This window comes from Bacteroides sp. AF20-13LB (assembly GCF_003603065.1).
Lineage (GTDB): Bacteria > Bacteroidota > Bacteroidia > Bacteroidales > Bacteroidaceae > Bacteroides > Bacteroides uniformis.
The window spans coordinates 205,117-228,946 of the sequence record NZ_QTMH01000001.1 but is presented as its reverse complement, the minus strand read 5'-3'; the positions used below and the strand labels follow the sequence as shown (position 1 = coordinate 228,946).

The window sequence follows — 23,830 nt, the reverse complement described above, 5'->3', positions numbered from 1 at the left end:
ATATATCTTTTAATTTTTAATTCTCAATTTTTAATTCTCAGAAGTCCCACTTCCCCGCTGGTTGCCGTGAATAGAACTTCGTGGCCGTTCAACGGAACTACGGTACTGATGAGTGAATTTCCTATTTTATGTTTCCACAGTACTTTGCCTGTTTTTCCTTCCAGTGCGAAGATAAGTCCTTCTTTGGTACTGCCAAACATTACCCCCTCTTTTTCCACTTGCATGGAGGGGGCATGCTCATAACCGAAACCTACATTGGTTGCCCACAACTCCCGCGGAGTATCTCCTTGAGCTGCATAGCAAACAATGCTGTCGTTCATCGTTTTGCTATAGATACGTTCACCGTCTTCGGAAAGTCCGATGGTCTCGCGCACCATGGACTGGAAGGTGCGCCACACGGTATTGCCCGTATGGATGTCTATAGCGGTCATGGCGCGTTGCGGGTCGGTAATGAATACTTTACCGTCGGCAGCTACCGGCCATACGGCGGCAGGAGAGAAGTGCATGCGGGTCAGTCCGCCCGTCCATTTCCACAACTCACGTCCGTCAGTCTTGTTCAAGGCATACAGTGTATTGTCCCATGCGCCGAAGATGACCTTGTCTTCCGTCACCAACGGCTTGGTTTCGATGTAGCCCTTCACGCCGGTGTAGGTCCAGATTACTTTTCCTGTATGGATGTCTGTGGCGCGGAAAGTGGCATCACTGGCACCGATGTAGGCGGTACCGTCTGCGATGGTCACGGCTCCGAGTACCGGTTCGGCAGCTCTTACCGTCCAGAGCAGGTTGCCGTCTTTGGCATTCAATCCGTAGATGTGGCGGTCGGCAGACCCGAATACAACGATACCTTCGCTTACGGCCGGAGTACCGACAATACGTTTGCCGGATTCAAAGCTCCATAGCTTTTTGCCGTTTTTCAGGGCGTAGGCTGTCAGCCGTCCCATATCGTCTCCTACGAACACTTTATCTTTTTCTACGGCGGGCGAGCAGTAAATGCCTGCACCCGTCTGTACCATCCATTGTTCCTTTACTTTCAGATATTCCTTGTTGACCGAGAAGTCGGGATATTTCTCCGCTTTTCCATTGCGGTCGTAATATTGCCCGGCCAGCGAGAAGGCAGCCCATTGCTTCTTAGGCTCGCCGATACGTTGCGTGTATACACGGATGGAGTCTTTGGTTACTTCGTAAATGCCATAACCCGGTTTTCCTTCTTTGTCGCGCAGGTTGCTGCGCATCAGTACGCCCGGAATGCCGTCATAACGTAAATCCCGGTTGCTGTGATAATGCCCGCCGATAAACAGGCGCACGTTGTAAGGGCGGACGGCATCCGTCACCTCATACCAGTTGTCCACATCCCCGTCCATTAGCGGGTAGTGGGTGACAAGTATCACCGGTTTGTCTTTGCCATTTTTCTCCATTTCCTCCGTCATCCAACGGATATCTTGCGGCACTACATGCCCGTAGGCCATACGCATCAGCGGACCGGAGTTGAAGCCGAGGAAAAGGAATCCCTTATGCTCGAACTCGAAGCGTTCGCCGCCAAAGATTTCTCCGAAAGCGGTGCAGCCGGAGTCGCTCCATTTCGTTTCATGGTTGCCAAGGGCTACGTGGTAGGGTACTTTCAGCAAGTCAAGGCACGATTTCACTTTTTCCATGGTGGCACGGTCGCCTTCTTCGGTCAGGTCGCCCGTCACCAGGACAAAGTCGATACTGTCGGTGGCATTAATCTGTGCTATGGAACGCAGCAAGTCCTCAGTGGGATTCGGATTGTTCGGGGTCAGATGAATGTCTGTCAGTTGGGCAAAACGGAATGTCCCTTGCTGTGCCTGCATCCCCAGGGGGAGCAGGCAAGCCATCAGGACAATTATTAACAGTCTTCTGTTCATAGATGATGATTGGTTGATATTATTTGTTGTCGTTGAAGAATGTCAGCACAGCATTCATGAGTGCCTCTCTTTCAGAATCAGTACGTATGGATTCAAAAGGGAATCCCAATACAAAAGTCTTGTAGTCGCCTTGGTAGGCCACACCGGCACTCAGGTTGTTTTCAGAATACCGCATCACGGTGTGTGCATCTTTGGTTGCCGGTTCAATGGCGTCCGGTGATTCCACCACATACGAATCGGCATTCAGCTCATTGTGATAGGTATAGTTTCCTGAAAGGGCGGGGAACGGAGAAGCTACGCTTTTCACCTTACCCATTGTAGCCGCTTGTCCCACACGCCACTTATATTTCAGTACTTCCATCGCAAATTTCTTGTCGGCTTCGTCGGCAGTTGCAAGGCGGTTGTCCCATAAATCCGTTCCTACAAAAGCGCCCGAAACAAAGATATTTCCACCTTGCTTACAATAAGCCACAATAGCCTCCTGCATCGGTTTGCTGAAAGTCTTGAACTCCAACGGTTTTACGCCTCCCCGTCCCATCTTGGTCTGGCACTGTTTCCCAAGTATCAAGTCCACATACCTATACTCTTTCATATCTACCGAAGTATTTTTATCTCCCCTTCCTACGGGGGAGGGGTTGGGGGAGAGGCTTTCGTTGCTACACGATACAAACGAATATCCCGCTTTCAGGATAGCGGCACCATGTATGGCAGGATAATCGAACGTATTTCCTGCGATGACTTGGGTCTCGTAATTTCCATAACTGTCGCCGAAACCGGAGGCGTCGTCGTCCATCCAGGGAATGGAACGGCGGTATTCCTTCATCTTGCCAATGTAGCTGATGTCCCGGATATAGGGGACCCCGTGGTCCTGCTCATCCAGAAATCCGGCAAGGAGGGTGTCGGCGGGGGTGGGTGCCGTAAAGTCGGCAGGGGCACTGATACGGTCGAATCCGTTTATCACCAATACGGTACCTTTGGAATTGAATGCTCGTCCGGCAGAAAGAATTTCGGAAGGGAAACTTTCACCGCCCTTGTTGACAGCGGTAACCTTGTAGCTGCATACCATGCCGGCGGGGAGCGTGGTTCGGTAACTGTTGCCGTCCACCAATACTCCGTTGTCGAAATCCCCGTCGCCGATACGGGTATAAACAATGTATTTCTCTGCTACGGCAGTCGGTTCCAACGCATCCGCTACGGGTTGCCAGGTCAGTTCCACTTCGTTCTCGCTGGTCATGCGCAAGGCCATGTGGTCTACCGGTAACGGTTGCACTACATAATCCATGTGGTATTGTGAGCAGAGGAACTGCAACATACCTTTATAGATGGCGCGGCTTACGGTGAAACGGAAACGTGGGTCCAGTCCGTAGCGCATGTCTGCAAAGTTTTGATGGGAAAGCAGTTCGAGCAGCATGGTAGGTACGCGGGGTACACGGGCCTCATAGTAAGATTGGTTCCATTTGCCACGGCGTGTCCATTGAGGTTCGTAGAGGGTACGCACGTCGCGCACGATGTTGGACTGAATCAAGTCTGTCAGGTCGTGGCTCAGATAGCGTGATGCTCCGTTGGCGAACTTCTCATTGTAGGCGTTGGTATGGTAGATGCCGAGTGTCCCGATGATGGAATCGTTCAGTGTAGTTCCTGCATCGGAGTGGAAGGCGAAGGCCATGTTGACGGGGATGTTCAGCCCTCTCTCCGTCGGATTCACGGCAGAGCCTCCGGAAAGGTAGTTCACCCAGATACCACGGCATTTATAGTCATCCGTATAGTCGTTCTTTCCGTTGCTTTCTGAATATACGCTGTCCGGTATGCCTGCCCATTGCAGCCAGTAGCGGGCGGCTTCGCAGAAGCGGGGATAGTTAGATAGTTGATAATTGATAGTGGACAATGGAGAATAGGTTACACGGTCTTGGATGTTGCCTGTATGGGTGTTTTGCAGGTTGCGGGTGTCGGAGCTTTTCAGGTTTTCCGTAGCGCCCTCGTTGGAGATGCGGCGGGCGATGTTCCCCATACCGCCGCCAATCTTCACGGCGTCGGCGGTGATGATTCTTCCTACTTTGGAGGAAAGGTTGCTCAGAACGACTTTGCATTCATTGTTCCGACCGGCATTGAAGCCGAAGGTGCCGAGGTAAATCCAGGTGCCGCCTCCCATTTGCTGGTTTACCTTGAACTGCGTGGTGCCGCCTTTGTGATAGACGGTGTAAAGGGCATCGTCCGCGCTGTTTGGCAAGGTTTGGTAAGAGACGTATACGGCGTATTGTCCGGTCGAAGGGATTTCGGGAATCCATTCGGCGGTGCTTGCGTTTCCTTTCTTGATGGTTTCTATGGCGCGGTAAGTGCCTTCCTTGAAAGGATTCTCAAAGTCTATGTATTGGGGGCGCAGGTGGGCGAAGCCTTGTCCTGCTCCCTGGCTCCAGAGCTTGTCACCGGAATTTTCTGTATAGACGGAACGGCCGGTCAGGCAACCGTCATTGTCTACGATGACTTCTGCCGTCTGGCAATCGCGTTCGCGGGGAAGCAGCACGTTGGCACCGGCATTTTCCAGCATCGGCACGAGGAAAGGCAATACGTAGCTTTGGGTGTAGAGGTCTTCCACGGTCTGGAAGATACGTGCACGCTGCCATTCCCAACGGTCGAGTTTCGGCTCGTAGTACCAGCCGTGGCTTTGCCATAGGGCGATGTGCCGGTTCTGCAAGCCGTTGGTAGGGGTGTAGGGGGCGGAAATGTCGGTAACTAAAGGCTTGGAAGCGACGGGATTGAATGTCTTCGTCTTTTTGTCTTTTTTACTACGCAGGACTTGGGGAACCAGTTCTTCGATGCTGCGCTTGTTGGTACGGATTTGCAGCTTGTATTTGGTAAACTCCGCCGGTAGCAGGGCACTTACGCCCTGGTATATTTCGGCTACATTGTCCTCGCGGAAAGGAATATAGGCACAGTTCATGTTGGCAAACAGTTGCAGCGTATTTCCTTCCACGGCCACTGAGTCGATGCTGATACGTCCTACGGAAACTTCTTTCCGTGCGGTGGTATCCAGGAATTTCCCGATTTCCTGACGGACATCCGTCGGAAGTTCTTGCGCACCTCCCCATTGGGGGAAGAGGGAGGCGGCAAGCAAACTTAGTAAAAACTGACGTCTTACGTTCATAGATGATGTATTAAGTTAATTGTTCTTTTTATCTTTCCTAATCAACAGACAGAGACCGATGAAAGTGAACAGTGCATTGAAAATCAGCAACTCGTAGCTGAATTGATAACCTCCGAACCAGGCTTCGGAATTTTTCTGCAGAATGAAGCAGAGAACCGGGGAGGCGATGGCAACCAGCGGGATGTACTTGTCACGCACTTGTTGTTTCATGAAAATGCCGAAAGCAAACAGACCCAAGATAGGACCGTAGGTATAGCTTGCCAGGATATATACAGCATCGATGACACTGGTGTTGTTCAGAAGATTGAATACGAAAATGGTGATTCCCATAACAACCGCCATGCCGATGTGCACTTTCTTGCGCATCTTCACAACCGTCTCTTCCGACTTGCCTTTCGTTCCCAGAATGTCTACGGTGAAGGAAGTGGTCAGCGCGGTGAGTGCCGAGCCTGCGGCTGAATAGGCAGAAGAAATCAGGCCGATGATGAACAGTATGCCCACAATGGCAGGGAAATAGTTGCCGGTGGCAATCAGCGGGAACAGTTCGTCACTCTTCTCCACCGCAATCTGCTGGTTGGCGGCAAAGATGTAGAGCAGCACGCCCAGCATCAGGAAAAGCAGGATGACGAAGAACTGCGAAATGACACTGGTAATCATGTTCTTCTGTGAGTCCTTGAAGTTCTTGCAGCTCAGGTTGCGCTGCATCATGTCTTGATCCAGCCCGGTCATGGCAATCATGGTGAAGGCACCGGCGAGGAACTGCTTGAAGAAGTACTGCTTGCTGTTCACATCGTCGAAGAAGAAGATGCGGGACATGTCACTGTCGGCAATGGTGCTTACCATACCGGTAAATGACAGATTGAGGTCGGAAGCGATATACCAGATGCAGAGTACGACCGACACCACCAAGCAGAATGTCTTCAGAGAGTCTGTCCAGATAAGAGACTTTACGCCACCCTGGAAAGTGTACAACCAGACCAGTGCCACCGTGATGGCCACGTTCAGCAGGAAAGGCAGTCCGAAAGGTTCGAATACCAGCAGTTGCAGCGTCAGGCATACGAGGAACAGACGGACAGCGGCACCGAGCATTTTGGAGATGAAGAAGAACCAGGCACCCGTGCGGTAGGAAGACATGCCGAAACGGTTCTCCAGATATTCGTAGATGGATACCAGGTTCATTTTGTAGAATAGCGGTACCAGCAGATAGGCTATGATGAGCTGTCCGGCAATGAAGCCCAACACCATTTGCAGATAGCCGAAGCTGCTGGCGGCAACCATGCCGGGTACAGATACATAGGTCACACCTGAAATGGCGGAACCGACCATGGCGAACGCCACGACATACCAGGATGACTTGCGGTTACCCACAAAGAAGCCGGCGTTGTCTGCCTTCCTTCCTGCAATATAGGATACCGTGAACAGTATCGCGAAGTAGGCGGCTATGGTGATGATTACGGATAGTGGAGTCATAATGTTTATTTACAATTTGTTCATTTACAATTTACAATTTGCCATGCGGCGTTTCTTTAGTATAAACTGTTGTACCTTCCCATTTACTTTTGAATTGTACCTTCTCTGAAATTGTACATTGTAAATAGTGAATTGTACATGTCTTTATTCTTCGTAGAGCAGATAGGGCTTGCGCTGTACCTTGAATTTCTCTACGTCGTCTTTCCATCTTGCCTTGATTTCTTCGGCGCTCTTCCCTTCCTTTATCATTTTGCGCACGTAGTCGGTGCCTATCAACAGTTCGAAGAAGGAACGGAAGAAGTGGTCGTCCATGTTCAGATTCCGGTAAGCGTCTATCACGTAACTCAAGTCAATACCGCGTTTCCAGATTTCCTCGTCGCTCATGTTGCTTAGGTTCACGCCGTGGCAAAGCTTGCCCAACTGGGGCGGATTCTTGGCTCCGGGAACACTGCGCGGGGTGAAGCTGTAGCTGTAGCCCGTCATGTTGGGATGCCCGTAGACCTGGAAGGGGAGGTCGGTTCCTCTTCCCAGACTGACCGGAGTGGCCTCGAAATAGCAGGTCGAGGGGTACAGATAGATGGACTTCATGTTCGGCAGATTGGGGGACGGGGGAATCGGCAGCTTGTATAGGGTCCGGTGCGTATAGTTCTTGCAGGGAATGACGGTCAGGTCGCAAGTGCGTGACGCCGGCAACCAGCGTTCGCCGTTTACCATCAGGCCCAGTTCGCCCAGCGTCATGCCGTGCACCACGGGAATCGGCAGCCAACCTACACCGGATTTATATTTCATGTCCAGTATCGGGCCGTCCACGTAGTGTCCGTTCGGATTGGGGCGGTCCAGTATCAGCACCTTGCGGTTGTATTCTGCACAAGCGTCCATCAGCCGGCACATAGAGGCATAATAAGTATAGAATCTTAGGCCTACATCCTGGATGTCTACCACAAGGATATCAAACTTGCGCATGGATGCTTCGCTTGGTTTTCCGGATTTCCCGTCGTACAGCGAGAGGATAGGTACTCCGGTCTTCTTGTCTACCGAGCTGGACACGTGTTCGCCTGCGTCGGCATCTCCTCTGAAACCGTGTTCAGGGGAGAAAATGGCTACTACATTGAACTTGTTTTCCAGCAGAATGTCCAGCAGATGCTTGTCTCCTATCATTCCAGTATGATTGGAGAATATGGCAATTCGTTTATCTTTTAGGATTGGAAAATACTCGGAAGTCTGTTCATCACCTAAAATAACTCGTTCTTCTTGTGCCCGGCACAGTAAAGAACTACATAGCACAAAGGCTAAAAGCAGCAGTTTCTTCATAATAGTATTATTAAGGAGGACGTTGTTTGCAACAAAGATACGTTTTATTTTAATATCAAAAACACTTATTTGGGTATTTTTAGTATTATCAATCATAATTTGCAAATAGTCAACTGTTCACCTTATTAATAATGGTTGAACTGCATCAACTGCGTACGGAAATACTTTTTATAAAAAGAGTGAGGGCCAAGTTTGCCCTCACTTTGGTACAATCGGTGGGAGTGCCGGCTCATTCTTCTATTCTTACCAGATGATAAAGTGTTCCCCGGTTCGATTTCTTGTTGAGGATGTCCAGCTTGCGGAGCGTGCGCCCGAAAGCTGCTATCCGGTTGATGGCCAACTTATCCCTCGTTTTCTGTTGCAGGTCGTTGAAAATCTGCATGGCTGTGAGCCATTCGCCTTCTTCGCTCTCCTCCGCGCCACGGAAATGGCAAAGGAAAAGTTCTTCCAATGGGTCTACCCGCTCGAATTCCCGGTTGTACTCCTTTACGATTGCTTCGTCAGTGTCGTCCAGCCAGTAGCGTTCACCCTTCATGATGTCGTGCATGGCTTGGGCATAGAGCTGGCGATAATTGATAGTGACGTTTGTCTGGATAGGGCCGGTCACTTCGATGCAAATGAAACGGCGGCTTCCCGACGGGTCGGTCAGCAGGTCTTTCAGATTGCTGGTCCCGATGAAGGAGGCATAGCGGCGCATTTCCTGAATAGTGCTACCGTAGGGCTTTCGCAGGTTGGCAACCGGTTTTTGCAGGAGGTGCTTCAAGAAGCCTTGCTGATTGGCGTTTATCTGGTCGAATTCGTCGATGTTAATCAGAAAAAAGCGGCCAAGGCTGCGCTCCGCTTCCTGCTTGCTCTTGAAGTCGATACTGTCGGTGTAGCCGAAACGTAGCTCCGGTGGCAATAGGATACGGCAGAAAGTACTTTTGCGGTAACCTTGCGAACCTACGAGCAGGGGCGAGGTATTGTTGCCGTGCTGTTTGTCGATTCCCCGCCAATGTGCCACCATGCCAAGAAACCACCGGTAGAACAGTTCCCTCCAGTGGGGATTGTGGCAGGGCACGAGGTCGGCCAATGCGCGGATGCGGTCTTTGCCGTCCCAGCGTCCAGTGTTATAGAGATATTCTTCGATGGGGTTGTATAGCGGCACGTAGTCCGAAGACAGGAAGCGGGTGATGTCGCGGTCCCACACACGTACTCCCTCTTTCAGTGCCTTCATGGCGATGCTGCTGCGTACGCGCTGGTCGGCAGGCTGGAAGTAGAAGTGGATGGAGTCGCGCTGCCGGTATTCCAAGTCGCCAAGCACGGTGTTGTAGCGGAATTCGTAGCGGCGTTTCATGAACTCCTCCAGCCGGAAAGCAGTTTCCTGGTCTTTGTTCAGGCTGCTGCGGGTGCCGAAGCCTTTCAATTCCCCGTAAAGGTTATGCAGCGTCAGGCGTACAAGGGGTTCGTCTGCCTCCCGGTAGTAGTGCATCAGTGTCTGGCGCACCACTTCTTCTTCAGGAATGCCGGCTTTGAAGCAATGTTCGGCAAGGCGGGACAGCAGCGGGCGCAGGTCGTCGCCCCGTCGCCAGTTGTCCAAATCGCGGAAGGCGCGGTCGAGGGCGGCCTCGAAGAGCAGGTTGCATGTGTCCGCCACTTCGTAGCCGGGAGTCATTCTCAGCAACGGATTGCTTTCCTGCTGTTTCCGTTGGCGGTAGTTGTCTTCCGAGGGCAGGGCGCAGGGCTGTTCCAGGCAGAAGGCCACGGCGGTGGGGCTATAATAGGGCTGTTCGTCCACGGTCATCCGGCAGCTTTGTAGGAGTGAAGGAGCCTGGAGGGTGATGGGGAAAGGGAGAAGGGGTTGGTAGCACTTCACTGCCAGGCGGTAGGCGTGGGCGTGGAATAAGGCGATATCGTCTTCATTCTTTGGAAGCCCTCCGTCGGGCAGGGTGAAGCGTACCCATATTTTGGCGCTTCGTCCGCTGGAGCCACAGAAGGCGGCAAAGGTTTGCGGCAGCAGGGCGGCTTGTTGTTTCACCAGTTCGGCTTCGGCCACCCCGGCCAGATTGTTTACTTCCAGTAGTACCAGCCCGTTGTAGGTCTTTATCCGGTGTTCTCCTGCTTTGGTGCGGGTCATTTCTACGGCGGGATAGAGACGCGGCAGTCTGTCGATATGCTCATATCGGGCGTTGGTCCCTTTCAAATGCGGGATGATGCTACGCAGCTCCGTAATGTATCCGGTCTTGTTCTCTGTTTTCAGCTTTTCCATCAACATGTCCGTTTCTTGTGTGCTGACGGCCTCTTTTCCGCTTTCGCGTTCCTCTCTGATCAGTGTGATTTTCATTCTTTATCGTGTATGTAATATTCTTGTAAAGATACGCCGGGAAAGGGGGGGATACAAGCTTTTCAAGGATTATTTTCCGATTGGCTTCTTTTTTGGGGTGGAATGTCTATATGTTTCTTTTATAAAAGGTGTTTGTTTCTTTGCTTATCCCCATAGTTTTGTCTATTTTTACACCAGAGTTTATGAACAGTCCACTAAAGTGGTCTTTCTTGTTCATATTAGTGAACGGAGCAGCTCACTACAGTGAACGGTTCTGCTCACGGGCTGGGCTGTGATATAACCTTTGTACTTCAACAGACTGCGTACGTACTTCGCACGTGTTCCGTGCAGTGCTTTATCGTATAATGTAACCCTTTAACGCAGTTTGAACTATGGCTATTTTGTTTGATTGGTACGAGAATCCGGACTCGTACGACAAATCTCCGGAAGATAAAATCCTTCATCCCCGTCTCCGCCTAAATGGGAGCAGGTCTACCGATGAATTGCGGCGGGACATCCAGGCACGTTGCTCATTGACAGAAACCGATGTGACGGCTGTGCTTGATGCTGTGTCGCACGTCATGGGCAGGGAACTTGCCGAAGGAAGGCAGGTGCATCTCGACGGCATCGGCTACTTTCGCGTGTCGCTCACCACGATCGAACCGGTAGTGGCTGCTACCAAGCGTAAGTTGACGAAGGTGAAGATGGCGGGTGTGAAATTTCGTGCCGACCAGAAACTGAAAAATGAAATTGGTACCATCAAGGCAAAGGCTTTGAAGGCAAACGAGCATTCGGCTAAACTGACGGATAAAGAGATAGACCGTCGGCTGACCAACTATTTCGCCACTCGCCCTTTTATGACACGGAATGACTTTCAAAGCGTTTGCGGCATGATGCGTACTACTGCCATGCGGCATATCCGTCGGCTGCGCACCGAAGGAAAGTTGAAGAATGAGGGAACAATGCTGCAACCGATTTATGTACCCGTTTCAGGATATTACGGTAAGAATGAGTGACTTATAACTTTGAACGAAGAAATCTTGTGGTGAGGGCAAATTTTGCCCTCACTTTTTAAATTTGCTCTCACCCACCTCTTGAATGCCGATGAATAGGGCGATGCGTGCGAAAGGTGAGGGTGGTGAGGGTGGATGTGTGAAATTTAGTTTAGTTTGATGGGCGGCTGAATATGGGTATTCCCATACGGTGTATATGTTCCAAAAGGTCGGCATTCTTTAATTTGCCATAGATGGAAAGGTCTACGCTGTAAGGCAAAAGCAGGTCGTCTATTTCATCGGAAAGGCTGCTTAAAGTATTATACGTAAGTCTGTCTCCCATCAGCGTGATGTCTATGTCGGAAAAAGGCTTGAAATTTCCTTTGGCTCGTGAGCCGTACAAAACAGCCTGCTCTATTTCTTCATGTTTCCGGAAGAGATTGCATAGCTTTTCCAGTTCATTGTCGGTCAATCCGTACATAGCTCAATCGAATAAGGATGGTGTATTCAAGGATTGCATTTTCTCTTCAGAGACTACATCGTTGTCATGATTGTGCGATGTCAGATTTCGGGCTTCTATAGTCTCCGTCCATTGCTTGTCATCAATCAATCCCATTTCAAGGGCTTTGCGTATGGCATCACGGGAGCTGCGGATGTCGGTATACCCCTGATATTCTGCATAGTCCTTCATCACTTTCCAGGCCAGTTCGTGGGTATATTCAAAACGCTGTATCCATCGTATGTCTTGCTGTACCATGATAGCTGTCTGTTTTTAAGTAAGCAAATATAAGCTTCTTTTGTGTAACGAGCAAATGGATGGGGGCTTTTTCGTGAAAGCTGTCTGGGGCTATTTTGGAGAAAGGCTGTTTTTAGGTGTGGAATAAGTTCCTGAATTTGTTGAGCCGATGTCGAAATAGTTATATATGTATGTTCTGGTTCCACATGCATTTATGAAATCAACCGTTACGCAAACTCGTTCAATTTCATGACTGTTCCGACTGCTGAAAGTAGTGAAATAATATCCTTGCATGTCTACCTCCCAATCGCAGTCAACACTCCAATGAAAATCATGCGCACCTTCAGGAATAGGATTCAATCCGCATTCACCTCCGCTTTGTGACAGATAGCCATATATAATGTCATGGTCATTTTCTTGTATTCCTGATACATTGAAAGTAATTGGTTTGGAAAACTGAACAGTGTATTCCTTTGTGTGTACTATTGCGGTTAAGGTCGTATAAATGGAACTGCCTCCGGGTGTCCCTAAATTATTCAGGGTGATAGCAGGTGATGCCTGATTTAATTGCGAATATAAATCGTTGCCAACAATCCAATCCACTGTTGCTTTTGTGGGAAAATTCTTGATACTGAATGTCCCGTTGTCACAGATTACGTCAGGACCAATCAGTTGCATTGATGTCTTAGATACACTCAAAGGTAGCTCATTGGTAAAATTATCGGTTTGATTTTTATATTTGTAGCTCACTTTGACACTTGCGTTACCGGGTTGTGTCGGTACGATTGTTACCGTAGAGCTGTTCTGACCACTTACTATCTTAATATTCTTCCCGGTCCAATAAAATGTATGTGCCTTGCTGTCATTGATGGAATATATGTATTCTTTATATTGTTCAATATTTCTGTAGCCATCTATTTGAGGACCCATATTGGGAAAACTGATATTGCTTTTCCGAGCCATGAAATACTCTTTTGCTCCGATAGAATTTATGTAGAAATCATGGACTTCTACTCCGACATCGCTGTTCTTGAAGGCTTGCTTTGATTTCAAATTTATTTGGAATCTACTTTGTGTGACAGATGCACTTTGAGAGACTTCAGCGAATAGATTTTTATCGTAAGTCCACTTTATGCCCGTATCTTTGTTTATGGAATAATTGCACCAAAGTGTTATCGTATCTCCCAATTCAAATGTTGAAGGGGCATTGATTGGCATAGGTTTCATTTTGACATTGATGTTTCTTAGATCTGCGGTAAGTTCGATTGTACTTTTTTCAGGACGTACCATCAGGGTAGAATTACTACCTGCTTTAGTCCATAATACATTTATTGGAAAATGGTTTTTTCCTGCTGGAATTTGGGTTACCCATGTACTCTCGAATCGTTCTTGGTAGTTTGTTTTGAATCGTGCTTCTCCACCGACTGCTGAAATTCTTATACCTACAGATTGTTTTTGTATAGGAATACTTAAATCATAAGTGTAGTAACCATCACTAACATAGGGGTTCATTTCGCCCGTAATAGTACCGCTTATGTAGGAAGCACGTGTTGTGACATCAGAATAGAAATCCTTATCTTGTAACTCGTCTGTTTGTTCTTCTTTGTTGCAACTACTATTGATGAAGCAGATTAGTAGTACGAAAAATATGTTCTTCTTTTTCATGATATGTTTCTTGTTAGTATGTTATGAACGAAGGGAAAGTATATGATATTGATTTATGGTTCCTTTTAGAAGGTGCTATTCGTGTTTCTATACACCTTTTAAAGGGAATAACAAAAGCGTCCATACATTTGTATTTAGATACATGGAATGTATGAACGCTTTAATTAAATCCAAACGAGGTACAGCGCGATATGCTGTTTTTAGTTGATTACCAACCCGGATTCTGCTTCATGTTTTTATTTAGGGTCAACTGTGTAGTTGGAATCGGGTAGAAATAATGTTTGGCTTCATAAGTACGGATTTGTGCATCGGAGGCATCTATATATCCGTTCTTGGTCGCTTCTTCACAGTCAGGCACATTGCTTACGTTGGCGCCCAACATGGTGTTCGGGTACTTGGTTGAATCCAATTTGTCGAGCTGGTGCCAACGGATTAAATCCCAATATCGGTACCAGTTATCCATAATCAGTTCGCAACGGCGACAGCGGCGTATCTCCCAAATCAGATTGCTTACTCCCATATTATTGGCAGGATCGGCATCTGGAGTAGTTGTCATAGCCGGCAGGCCGGCACGAGCTTGAAGCTTGTTTATGGAGTTGTTGAGATCGTCTTGTGTGAGAGAACCCATTTCGGCTTTGGCTTCTGCAAAGTTCAGATAAATAACTGAAATCCAATAGAGCGGGCAGTCGGTGTATTGGTAGCCGATGTTGTTTCGGTCGCTTACACTCAATTCTTCGGGGTTATCATACTTGGCGATGCCATAACCGGTCGATGTGGTGAAGGCTGCTACACCGGCACGGCTGTAGGCGTGGCCTCTGAAAGAAAGTACCGGGTCAAGAATTTCGGACAGGCGCTTGTCGCGTACGGCCAAAACCTCTCTTATAGAGTAATTTTTGTCTGCATCCAATACGGCTGCATCGTCCTTGTTTTTCGAGGTTGTTGCCAACGGTTTTCCATCAAGGAAAAGGAAACTGTCGAATGCGTCCTTTGAAATGCCGTGCGTACCACTTGTGTTGATTGTGTAGTCAATGGTGGAGTGCCTTAGCGAACTTTGTGCATAAGGCTTGTAGAAAATCATTTCCGGATTGCTTGCCAGGCTGACAGAATTATAGTTGGCTTTGTAACTGTTACTTAGAGAGTAGTTTTTGGCCATAAGATATTCGCAGGCTGATACACATTCTTGCAAGTATTTGTTGGCGCGGCTCTCATCAGCGGCTTTGCCATTCTCGGCTTGAGTGCGATATTTGCAGTATGTACCTTCATATAAGGTGATGTCTGCTTTCATGGCATATGCCATGTCGGTGCTGAAACGTTGCCGATTGCTGTTTGCGGTAATGTGTTCGCACGCATAATTGATGTCTGCCAGCACATGGTCCATCACTTCATCCCGGTCGGTGCGTGGTCCGTAGAGGGCTTCGCTGTCGGCTGGGTCGATAACTTTGTCTATCCATTGCACATCGCCGTACATACGGACCAACTGATAGTATTCCCACGCACGGTTCATGCGTGCAAGACCTTCATAGTGGGCCTTTGTTGCTTCATCAAGAGAGGAAGACTGTACACCGGCAATGATATAGTTGGCGCGTCGGATTTCTGTGAAAGGGGCTGACCAGTTTGTGGAAGATGCGACCACGTTAGTGTAAGTCCAGTTATGGCTTTCTGCATCTACCTGGTCATCGCTTATTGTTTTGAAGTAGAACCATCCTCCACTGGCTCCGTTGCCAAAGCCGGTAAAGTTGTTATAAAAAGTATTGCACTGATTATCCAAATTATCGGTGTTGCTCCAGTATGCCGGAGTATTCGTGAAGGTATCCAAGGGGGATTTGTCCAGCAAATCGTTGCAACCGGTTAACATCGCCAGCGCTGTGACCCCATATATAAATAATTTCTTCATTGTTCTTAAGTTTTTGAGGTTGTTATAATGTTACCTGGACTCCAAATGAGAATGTGCGTGTAATAGGAGCTATACGTCCCCATCCACCGGCTGTAAGTCCATTGCCTGTACTGATTTCGGGGTCGACTGGAAGGTCATTCCCTTTGTGGAGCAGAAAGAGGTTGCTGCCACTGAAGTAGATACGTGCTTTCTCAATGTAGGCTTTGCGTGTCCACTCTTTCGGAAGGGTATATCCCACAGTTACGTTCTTCAGACGAAGATAGGACATGTCTGTCAAATAGCGGGATTGGGGATAGTAGTTGTTGCAGCCGTTAGCTATACCGGATACGGTACCTCCACTATTATTTGTACCACGATAAAGACGTGGATAACGGTTGCCTTGATTTACCTCATAACCGGTAATGGCGGTATAGTCTGAATTCCAAAGCACTTTGTTATAGCTTGTTTGGTGGGAATAGATGGCTACGTCGGCATGTACCATGGCGGGAAGGTTTAGGGAAGAAGTCGTCCAGTCCTCACGTTTGCCTACACCTTGGAAGTAGAGGTCAAGGTCGATACCTTTCCACGCTCCGCCTAAATGGAAGCTGTATTCGTAGCGTGGCATAGAGTTTCCGATGACTTTCAAATCGCCGTGGTCGTCTGCTGTGCCTTTTCCACCGTCAATCTTGCCATTGCCGTCCAAATCCTTGAACTTGACGTCTCCCGGGCCGTAATGGAAATTACCGGATTCCAGTCCTGCCTGGCTTGCAATGCCGTTTGCATAATTCCATGAGCCGTCTGCATTTTGGCTGGTGAAGTCTTTTTCCTCGAAGTAACGGTCGGTTTCAAAACCGAAAATGTCACCGTAGGTTTTACCGGTGTAATAGGTGCTGAGCAGTTTGGAATCATTGTCCCACTTTGTTACTTTAGTCTTGGAGTCACCGATGTTGAAGTTGGCATATACGTCGAAGTCGCCGAAGGTATGGCGCCAGTTCAAGTTCAACTCCCATCCACGTGTACGTAAGGTACCGGCATTTTCATAAGGAGCAGAAGCACCCAGAGTGTTCGGCAATACTTGTGCCGGTGCCAGCATGTCACGATTCTCACGTTGGAACCAGTCGAAACCTATAGTCAGTTCGTCATTCAAGAGACCCAGGTCAAGACCTATATTGAGGGTGCGGATACGCTCCCAGGTCAAAGTACTTGATACCAAATCCGGCATGTTATACATGGTCAGGAGATTAGCGTTGGCATTATTGTTTTCAATCCAATAGATATAGCCGGTACTTTTATTGTTCAACCGTTGGCTTATTAATTGTTCGAACATGTAGTCGCCCACAGCCTCGTTGCCGATTTCGCCAAAAGAAGCACGCAACTTACCATTGCTGACAATATGTTTCAGTGGGGCGAAGTAGGCTTCTTCGGAGAAGCGGTAGCCGATGGATGCAGAAGGGAAGAAGGCCCACTGGTCGGTATGGGGGAAACGGGAAGAACCGTCGTAACGTCCGTTCAGTTCCAATAAATAAATGCCTTTGTAGTCATAATTGATACGGCCGAAATAACCGGCAGAAGCGCGGGATGTATGATTCCAACTCAAATCTTGTCCATCCTTGCCAGCCATATTCAGTTCGGGGTATCCCTCTTGATCGTACATCACATTGCGGGTACCATACAGATATTTGTATTCCTCTTCTTCTGCGTTGACACCTGCCATTACATTCAGGTTGTGTTTTTTGGCAAATGTTTTGGTATAGTTTACGTATGCGTTGGCCGTCCATGTGTTCTGTTTGGAAAAGTCTCTCCAGATACCGCTATTGCCTTTAGTGACGATGTAAGAGGGTACCGGTTTCCCGCTCCAATTGATGCCGTAAACGGAGTTGTCCTGCGAACCGCTGTTCATATTCTGAATGGCATATGTAAAGTCTGCATTAAGGGTCAGTCCTTTAACGATTTCAGCTTTCAAGAAGGTGTTCATACGGGTCAGGTCTGTTGTCACTTCACGATCGGCAGCTTGCTTCTGCATGGCCATGACGCGTGTGTCATAGCCGTCGATTGTGCCCGAAGGAATGAAATAAGAACCCCAACGCCACAAATATTGGTAGGTGTTGGCCCATGTGTCCGGGCGTTTATAGTTCTTACGACTATAGTTGATGCGTGCACCCACCTGTAGCCAGTCGTAAACATTAGTGGTGACATTGACTGAGGCATTGTACTTTTTTAGTTCGTCCGGGTGAATCTTCATCTGTCCTTGCTTTTCGTTGTAGCCGAAAGATAGGTAGTAATTGGTCTTACCAGATGTTCCTTGTATAGAAACATTGTGGCTCATGGAAGGAGCAGCTTTGTTGAAGTAGATGTCCTGTACATCCCAGTCAGCATAATAAAAAGGAGTGCCGTCCAATACGATATAGTCACCCACGTTACTATCGCTTTGGTAGAGGTTCATAGGACGGTAGCCGGTCTTGCCGCCGTTCTGTTGCTGCCACTTTTCGGCGTAAGGTAACAATTTGTCGAAATACATACCGAACAATTCAGGCATACCGGCACCACCGTTCATACTGGCTTCGATACCCATCTTTAATTGTGTGGGTACATCGGGATAGTCCGGCAGGTAAGTAGCTTGATCCCATGCAAAATTGTTGCTGTAATTGATGGTAACCTTTTCGCTAGGCTTTGCGCTCTTGGTATTGATTAGAATCACACCGAAAGCGGCGCGCGTTCCATAAATGGAGGAAGCGGAAGCGTCCTTCAGTACGGAAATATTTTCGATGTCTTGCGTATCGAGGAAAGAAATGTCATCCATCGGAACGCCGTCCACTACAATGAGTGGATTGCTGACTTCTCCATTACTCAATGTCCCCAAACCACGTATACGCATGGAGGCTGTCTCGTCGATGGCACCACTTGTGGTGAGAATGCTTAGTCCCGGAACAGCCCCTTGCAATGCTTTGGCTACATCTTGTTGTGGACGACCTGCCATTGTCTTGTTTAAGTCCACTGTAGAAACTGCTCCTGTCAAGTTAGCCTTCTTTTGTACACCGTAGCCTACTACTACTACTTCATCCAGCATCTCGGTATCTTCTTTCAGAGTTATTCTCATCGTTTTGGCTGCCTTCACTTCTTGTGTCTGATAGCCCACAAATGATATTTTTAGTGTTGCTCCCGGTGTTACGGTCAATGTAAACTTACCGTTTAGGTCGGTAATTCCGCCGTTGGTAGTCCCTTTCTCAATGACATTGGCGCCAATAATAGGTTCACCTTTTGTATCTACAACTGTGACAGTCACAGAGATAGATTGCATCTGTTCTTGTACTCCTTGTGAGTCGTTGGATGCTGTTTGGGCAGCCATCACGTTGCCGCTACTTAATAACAGTGAGCTGATTGCCACTGCTGTGAGGAGTTTGCTATGTGTTAGTCCTCGTTTTTTGTGATCTTCATTCATAAATGATTGATGATTTGTTGTTAATTAAATACTTCTTAAATTTAGGGTAAGGGTAATAAGGGCCGAATAGTGAGACTATTCAACTTGCAGGATTGTTTCTTTTTCCATAGGCATTTTCTCTTTTTAAAGGTTCATAACTTTATATTATCTCTTGTTTTCCTATTTGTTTGCTAAGTTCAGATGGAACTTGGAATTCAGTCAGATAGTATCTTATTGTTAGTCTGTTATCGTCTTGTTTTGACTAAAACGCGGTTGCGTTGGAAAAGTGGGAATACTTTGTTGGATGATTGAGGATATGAGCAAAAGGGAGATGTATGGCCAGTAAAATGATTTTTTCTTGAAATAGCCTTGGAAAGATTAAAAAAAGCTATATATTTGTATTCAATTCTAAAACTAACTACCTATGAAACTAATTGCAGAAAGTGGTTCTACGAGAACAGAATGGGCGCTGGTTGAAGATAATCGTCTGATACAGCGAGCCTTCACAGAGGGCTTAAATCCTTTCTTTCAAACGAGAAGAGAGATTAGCCGAAGTGTGCGGTTAGGATTACCCGAGCATTTTTTCAAAAGGAAATTGGAACAAGTCTATTATTATGGTGCCGGATGTACTTCTTATGAAAAGAAAAATGTATTGGGAGCTTCATTGGTAGCACAATTCAAAACTCCAATTCAGGTAGAGAGTGATTTGCTGGCAGCTGCACGTGGCTTGTTCAAATGCGAGGCCGGCATTGCTTGTATTTTGGGAACCGGCTCAAACTCATGTTTTTATGATGGGAAAATCGTTGTAAAGAATGTCCGGGCAGGAGGTTACATTCTGGGGGATGAGGGTAGTGGTGCTGTATTGGGCAAAATGTTTTTGTCTGATGTACTGAAAGGTTTGGCTCCTAAAGATGTAACGGCGGATTTCTTTGAGAAGTTCCGTATAAGTCCGAATGAGGTTATGGAATCTGTGTATAACCGCCCGTTCCCCAATCGCTTTTTGTCTACTATATCTTATTTTTTGGCTGATTATACCAATGATGACTATGTATTTGAGCTGATTACCGGTAATCTGAGAAATTTCTTTACTCGTAATGTCTGCCAATATGACTACAAAAATTATCCTATTCGTTTTGTGGGTTCATTGGCTTACAGCTACGCGGCCATTTTGCGGGAAGTTGCCCGTGAATTTGGCATCGAACTGGAAATCATTGAAGAAACACCAATGAATGGCTTGATTGAATTCCATTCTTTAAATATAGAAGAACCTTAAATTCTTTATATAATAAGGTGTATAACTTCCTTTTTGCAAATGTATAAATATAAAGTTAAATAAATGCAAAGGAATGTTCTTGATATTAAATAATAATGTATCTTTGTTAGGACGAAATGAATGAATCATTTCTCACCTTTGTTAATAACGAGTTTTTTATCTCTTAAAACAACCAATAGAGTTAAGTAATTAACAAGATTTTAACCTTGTATAATATATAACTAAGTTCCATCTGGACTTGGTAAATAAATAGAAAAAAGAGAGATAATATAAAAATGTGAACCTTTAAATAAAGAAAACGCCTATGAGAAATTAAAGAAGCCTTCGGAAATAGTCTGACTAATCCGAACTATATGATTCCCTTACCCTAATTTTGAAAAACTGGTTTAATTAACAAAATCATCAATCACTTATGAATGAAGATCGCAAAAAACGAGGACTTGCCAATGGTAAGTTCTTTACGGCGGTGGCAATCTGTGCTCTGTTTTTAGGCAGTGGCAACGTGATGGCTGCCCAAACAGCATCCAACGACTCACAAGGAGTACAAGAACAGATGCAATCTATCTCTGTGACTGTCACAGTTGTAGATACAAAAGGTGAACCTATTATTGGCGCCAATGTCATTGAGAAAGGTACGACCAATGGTGGTATTACGGATTTGGATGGAGTTTCCAAATTAAATGTAAAGCCCGGTGCTATTCTGCAAGTATCATTTGTGGGATATACTACTCAAGAAGTCAAGGCAACTTCGGTAATGAAGGTTGTTTTGAAAGATGATACGGAATTGTTGGATGAAGTTGTCGTAGTAGGTTATGGTGCACAGAAAAAGGTGAACCTGACCGGTGCGGTGGCTTCCGTGGATGTGAACAAAACAATTGATAGCCGTCCTATCACGGATATAGGCCGTGCCTTGCAGGGGGCGGTACCGGGATTGACCATTACTACTAACTCCGGTGAGATAGGTGGTGCGCCTACTATCAAGATTCGTGGTAGTATCGGTTCTCCGAATGGTGACTCCAAACCGTTGATTCTGGTAGATAATGTGGAAGTAACGGATATTTCTATGGTGAATCCGGACGATATTGAAAGTATTTCTGTATTGAAAGACGCCGCTTCTGCTTCTATTTACGGTGCCCGTGGTGCATTTGGCGTATTGCTGATTACCACAAAATCAAGAAGTAAACATGAACGTCTCTCTGTAAAATATACCAATAACTTTGCATGGCGTACGCCGACCAAGACACCCGAACAACTTCCGGGATGGCAGCAGGCTGATATTAACTTGCAAGGTGTAATCAATCAGACTAAGGGGTCTACCGCATTTTATAACGTAGTGGGTAATATGCGTGTGGATGCTACACATGTGCAGAAAATGAAGGATTACTGGGACAAATATGGCTATGGTGACCAGTTTGGTCGTGAGATGGAATTGGGTCGTGACTTTGAGTTCCGCGATGGCGGTATGTTCTTTATCCGTACTTGGGACTGGTATGATGAATACATCAAGGACTGGGCTCCGCAGCAGAACCATAGCCTTTCTATCAACGGTGGCAACGGAAAGACTAATTACAATATCGCTTTGGGATATCTGAGCCAGGATGGTATGATGAAAGTCAATTCGGACAACTATAAGCGTTACAATGCCAATATCTCTTTGAACTCTGAATTAAACAAATATGTGTCTATCCGTACAGGTGTCATGTTCACCCGTTCTGACTACGACAAGCCATTCAACTATAATACTGATCTTTACGACCCGATGTACTATCTGTATCGTTGGCAGCCGATGATGCCTTACGGTACTTTTGAAGGCAAGGAGTTCCGTAACGCCTTGACCGAACAGAAAAGTGCTCCTATTACCACAAAAGAACGTGAGTATCTGCGTTTGACAGGTGGTGCAACTATCAAGCCTATCAAAGATTTAACACTGGATATAGATGTTGCTTATAGCAGCGTGGAAAATCGCTATAAGAAGTATGGTACACCGAGCTTGACCAGTGGTTATGAAATCTTCACTGCCCGTCCGTCTGTTGAGGCATTACGTGATTCTTATGGCAGTTATCTATCTGCTGCTACTTATGATTATGTATATCAGGAAACCGGACGCACGGAGAATCTGACAGCCAATTTCGTGGCAACTTATGCCAAACGCTGGGGAGATCATGATTTTAAGGCAATGGCAGGTTCCAGCCTTGAAAAGAGCGAATATGAATATTACTGGGCGCAACGCAAAGGTCTGCTCGACCCCGCAAAACCGGAATTGAATCTGGCTACAGGTGACCAGACTACAAGCTCCTCGCATACTTGGTGGTCTGTAGCAGGCTTCTTCGGACGTCTTAATTATTCTTATAAAGACCGATATATGTTGGAACTGAACGGCCGTTATGACGGTTCCTCCCGTTTCCCCTCTGGGAATCGTTTCGGTTTCTTCCCATCCATGTCTGCCGGTTACCGTATTTCTGAAGAACCGTTCATGCAGTCACTGAAGCCTTATCTGAGTACGTTGAAGATTCGCGGCTCTTGGGGTATGATTGGTAACCAGGATGTAGGTACCGACCGTTATATCTCCACTCTGTCCACTTCTGTAGACAGTTGGATTATCGATGGAAAGAAAGTACAGTCAACACAAAAACCGACTATTGTGTCTTCAACCCTTACTTGGGAGAAGGTTACTACACTTGACCTTGGCTTGGATGCCCGTTTCTTCAATGACGCTTTGGGAGTAACGTTTGATTGGTATAACCGTACTACCAGTGATATTTTGACTACTGCCAACCTACCTGCCACATTGGGTGCTGACGCTCCATATGAAAATATGGGTACTATCCAGACCAAAGGATGGGAACTTGCCATTGACTATCGCCATACCTTCAAGAATGGTCTGCACTTTGGCGTGACGGCTTCTGTTGCCGATGACAAGACTGAAGTAACCAAGTGGACGTATAATACAAAGATTCCTTCTTATGGAGCTACCGGCTGGTGGGATAAGAGTGCTTATAAAGAAGGTATGGTTTTGGGAGATATCTGGGGCTTGCAGTTCGACCGTTTCTTGACGGAAGATGACTTTAATGCTGACGGTTCTTTGAAAGCCGGTTTGCCCGACCAGACTAAAGTATTCCCTGCCGGTTATCAATTTGCTCCCGGTGATGTGCTTTATAAAGACCTCGACAACAACGGTGAAATCGTAAAACAGACCAATACAAATGACAAGGGTGACCTTAGTGTTATAGGTAACGCCCTGCCGCGTTTACAGTTTGGTTTGAATCTGGATGCTGCTTGGAAAGGCTTTGATATAAGCATGTTCTTCCAGGGGGTAGCCAAAAGAAAACTTTGGGCGGCAGGTAACCAGGTATTACCAGGCTTTACTACCGGTGAACCCTTCTACAAAGGTGCTGAGGATTATTGGACTCCCGAAAACACAGATGCTTTCTATCCCCGTCCGATGGATTACAAGCAGTCTGCTTCGGGTAACTATAGCGTGAATGACCGCTATTTGCTGAATATGGCTTATCTGCGTCTGAAGACGTTTACTGTAGGATATTCTCTTCCTAAGGTTTGGTTGAGTAAATTCAAAGTGCAAGGTTTGCGTGTTTATTTCACTGGTGAAAACCTTTTCACCATCGACGGTGTGAAACCTGCTATCGATCCGGAAATAGGAATACGTACGGCCAGTGGTAAGAGTGACCAGCGTAACTTTGGCCGTAGCTATCCATACCAGAAGACAGTGTCGTTCGGTATTCAGCTTAGTTTATAATCTAATAGTAA

13 protein-coding genes are annotated in these 23,830 nt (G+C 47.0%); 3 read left to right on the top strand and 10 right to left on the bottom strand.

Annotated elements, in window-relative coordinates; genetic code table 11:
* Positions 1–23: 23 nt before the first annotated feature.
* The 5 genes from DWX62_RS00930 to DWX62_RS00905 form a co-directional block, all read right to left on the bottom strand.
* Entirely contained in the window at positions 24–1,883 is a 1,860-nt protein-coding gene (locus DWX62_RS00930) for a PQQ-binding-like beta-propeller repeat protein (RefSeq protein ID WP_008662787.1), read from the bottom strand.
* A gap of 19 nt (positions 1,884–1,902) precedes the next feature.
* On the bottom strand, positions 1,903–5,025 hold the full coding sequence (locus tag DWX62_RS00925; RefSeq protein WP_035446994.1) for a xanthan lyase: 3,123 nt from the start codon (positions 5,023–5,025) through the stop codon (positions 1,903–1,905).
* Between the two features lie 15 nt (positions 5,026–5,040).
* The gene (locus DWX62_RS00920) at positions 5,041–6,495 is read right to left on the bottom strand and encodes a sodium:solute symporter (RefSeq protein WP_008662791.1); all 1,455 of its coding nucleotides are present in this window, start codon (positions 6,493–6,495) and stop codon (positions 5,041–5,043) included.
* Positions 6,496–6,639: 144 nt separating this feature from the next.
* Entirely contained in the window at positions 6,640–7,806 is a 1,167-nt protein-coding gene (locus tag DWX62_RS00915) for a DUF1343 domain-containing protein (protein WP_034523026.1), read from the bottom strand.
* Between the two features lie 229 nt (positions 7,807–8,035).
* The gene (locus DWX62_RS00905) at positions 8,036–10,129 is read right to left on the bottom strand and encodes a BT4734/BF3469 family protein (protein WP_120172525.1); all 2,094 of its coding nucleotides are present in this window, start codon (positions 10,127–10,129) and stop codon (positions 8,036–8,038) included.
* A 371-nt stretch (positions 10,130–10,500) separates the two neighbouring features.
* Here DWX62_RS00905 and DWX62_RS00900 point away from each other — a divergent pair, with 371 nt between their 5' ends.
* On the top strand, positions 10,501–11,124 hold the full coding sequence (locus DWX62_RS00900; RefSeq protein ID WP_005824951.1) for an HU family DNA-binding protein: 624 nt from the start codon (positions 10,501–10,503) through the stop codon (positions 11,122–11,124).
* A gap of 148 nt (positions 11,125–11,272) precedes the next feature.
* On the opposite strand, the gene DWX62_RS00895 is transcribed toward DWX62_RS00900, so the two are convergent.
* From DWX62_RS00895 to DWX62_RS00875, 5 genes are all read right to left on the bottom strand, one after another.
* Complete coding sequence (locus DWX62_RS00895) at positions 11,273–11,581, bottom strand: nucleotidyltransferase domain-containing protein (RefSeq protein ID WP_005824948.1); 309 nt, start codon at positions 11,579–11,581, stop codon at positions 11,273–11,275.
* Positions 11,582–11,584: 3 nt separating this feature from the next.
* A complete protein-coding gene (locus tag DWX62_RS00890) occupies positions 11,585–11,857 on the bottom strand; it encodes an HI0074 family nucleotidyltransferase substrate-binding subunit (RefSeq protein WP_005824947.1) in 273 nt (90 codons plus the stop codon).
* A 90-nt stretch (positions 11,858–11,947) separates the two neighbouring features.
* Entirely contained in the window at positions 11,948–13,501 is a 1,554-nt protein-coding gene (locus tag DWX62_RS00885; protein ID WP_005824945.1) for a hypothetical protein, read from the bottom strand.
* A 208-nt stretch (positions 13,502–13,709) separates the two neighbouring features.
* On the bottom strand, positions 13,710–15,395 hold the full coding sequence (locus tag DWX62_RS00880) for a RagB/SusD family nutrient uptake outer membrane protein (protein WP_008662805.1): 1,686 nt from the start codon (positions 15,393–15,395) through the stop codon (positions 13,710–13,712).
* A gap of 22 nt (positions 15,396–15,417) precedes the next feature.
* A complete protein-coding gene (locus DWX62_RS00875; protein ID WP_008662808.1) occupies positions 15,418–18,813 on the bottom strand; it encodes a TonB-dependent receptor in 3,396 nt (1,131 codons plus the stop codon).
* Positions 18,814–19,216: 403 nt separating this feature from the next.
* On the opposite strand from DWX62_RS00875, the gene DWX62_RS00870 reads away from it, so the two are divergent.
* Together DWX62_RS00870 and DWX62_RS00865 are read left to right on the top strand one after the other, a co-directional pair.
* Positions 19,217–20,065: a hypothetical protein gene (locus tag DWX62_RS00870; protein ID WP_008662810.1), complete on the top strand. Its 849-nt coding sequence runs from the start codon at positions 19,217–19,219 to the stop codon at positions 20,063–20,065.
* A gap of 412 nt (positions 20,066–20,477) precedes the next feature.
* Positions 20,478–23,819 carry a TonB-dependent receptor gene (locus DWX62_RS00865; RefSeq protein ID WP_008662812.1) on the top strand — a complete coding sequence of 1,114 codons (3,342 nt, stop codon included), beginning with the start codon at positions 20,478–20,480 and terminating at the stop codon, positions 23,817–23,819.
* Positions 23,820–23,830 lie beyond the last annotated feature (11 nt).

What these genes read in the sequence shown, in the direction of transcription:
- DWX62_RS00930 (WP_008662787.1), bottom strand. Translation starts at nt 1,883, where the DNA reads ATGAACAGAAGACTGTTAATAATTGTCCTGATGGCTTGCCTGCTCCCC.
- DWX62_RS00900 (WP_005824951.1), top strand. Translation starts at nt 10,501, where the DNA reads ATGGCTATTTTGTTTGATTGGTACGAGAATCCGGACTCGTACGACAAA.
- DWX62_RS00890 (WP_005824947.1), bottom strand. Translation starts at nt 11,857, where the DNA reads ATGGTACAGCAAGACATACGATGGATACAGCGTTTTGAATATACCCAC.
- DWX62_RS00870 (WP_008662810.1), top strand. Translation starts at nt 19,217, where the DNA reads ATGAAACTAATTGCAGAAAGTGGTTCTACGAGAACAGAATGGGCGCTG.
- DWX62_RS00915 (WP_034523026.1), bottom strand. Translation starts at nt 7,806, where the DNA reads ATGAAGAAACTGCTGCTTTTAGCCTTTGTGCTATGTAGTTCTTTACTG.
- DWX62_RS00925 (WP_035446994.1), bottom strand. Translation starts at nt 5,025, where the DNA reads ATGAACGTAAGACGTCAGTTTTTACTAAGTTTGCTTGCCGCCTCCCTC.
- DWX62_RS00905 (WP_120172525.1), bottom strand. Translation starts at nt 10,129, where the DNA reads ATGAAAATCACACTGATCAGAGAGGAACGCGAAAGCGGAAAAGAGGCC.
- DWX62_RS00920 (WP_008662791.1), bottom strand. Translation starts at nt 6,495, where the DNA reads ATGACTCCACTATCCGTAATCATCACCATAGCCGCCTACTTCGCGATA.
- DWX62_RS00895 (WP_005824948.1), bottom strand. Translation starts at nt 11,581, where the DNA reads ATGTACGGATTGACCGACAATGAACTGGAAAAGCTATGCAATCTCTTC.
- DWX62_RS00865 (WP_008662812.1), top strand. Translation starts at nt 20,478, where the DNA reads ATGAATGAAGATCGCAAAAAACGAGGACTTGCCAATGGTAAGTTCTTT.
- DWX62_RS00880 (WP_008662805.1), bottom strand. Translation starts at nt 15,395, where the DNA reads ATGAAGAAATTATTTATATATGGGGTCACAGCGCTGGCGATGTTAACC.
- DWX62_RS00885 (WP_005824945.1), bottom strand. Translation starts at nt 13,501, where the DNA reads ATGAAAAAGAAGAACATATTTTTCGTACTACTAATCTGCTTCATCAAT.
- DWX62_RS00875 (WP_008662808.1), bottom strand. Translation starts at nt 18,813, where the DNA reads ATGAATGAAGATCACAAAAAACGAGGACTAACACATAGCAAACTCCTC.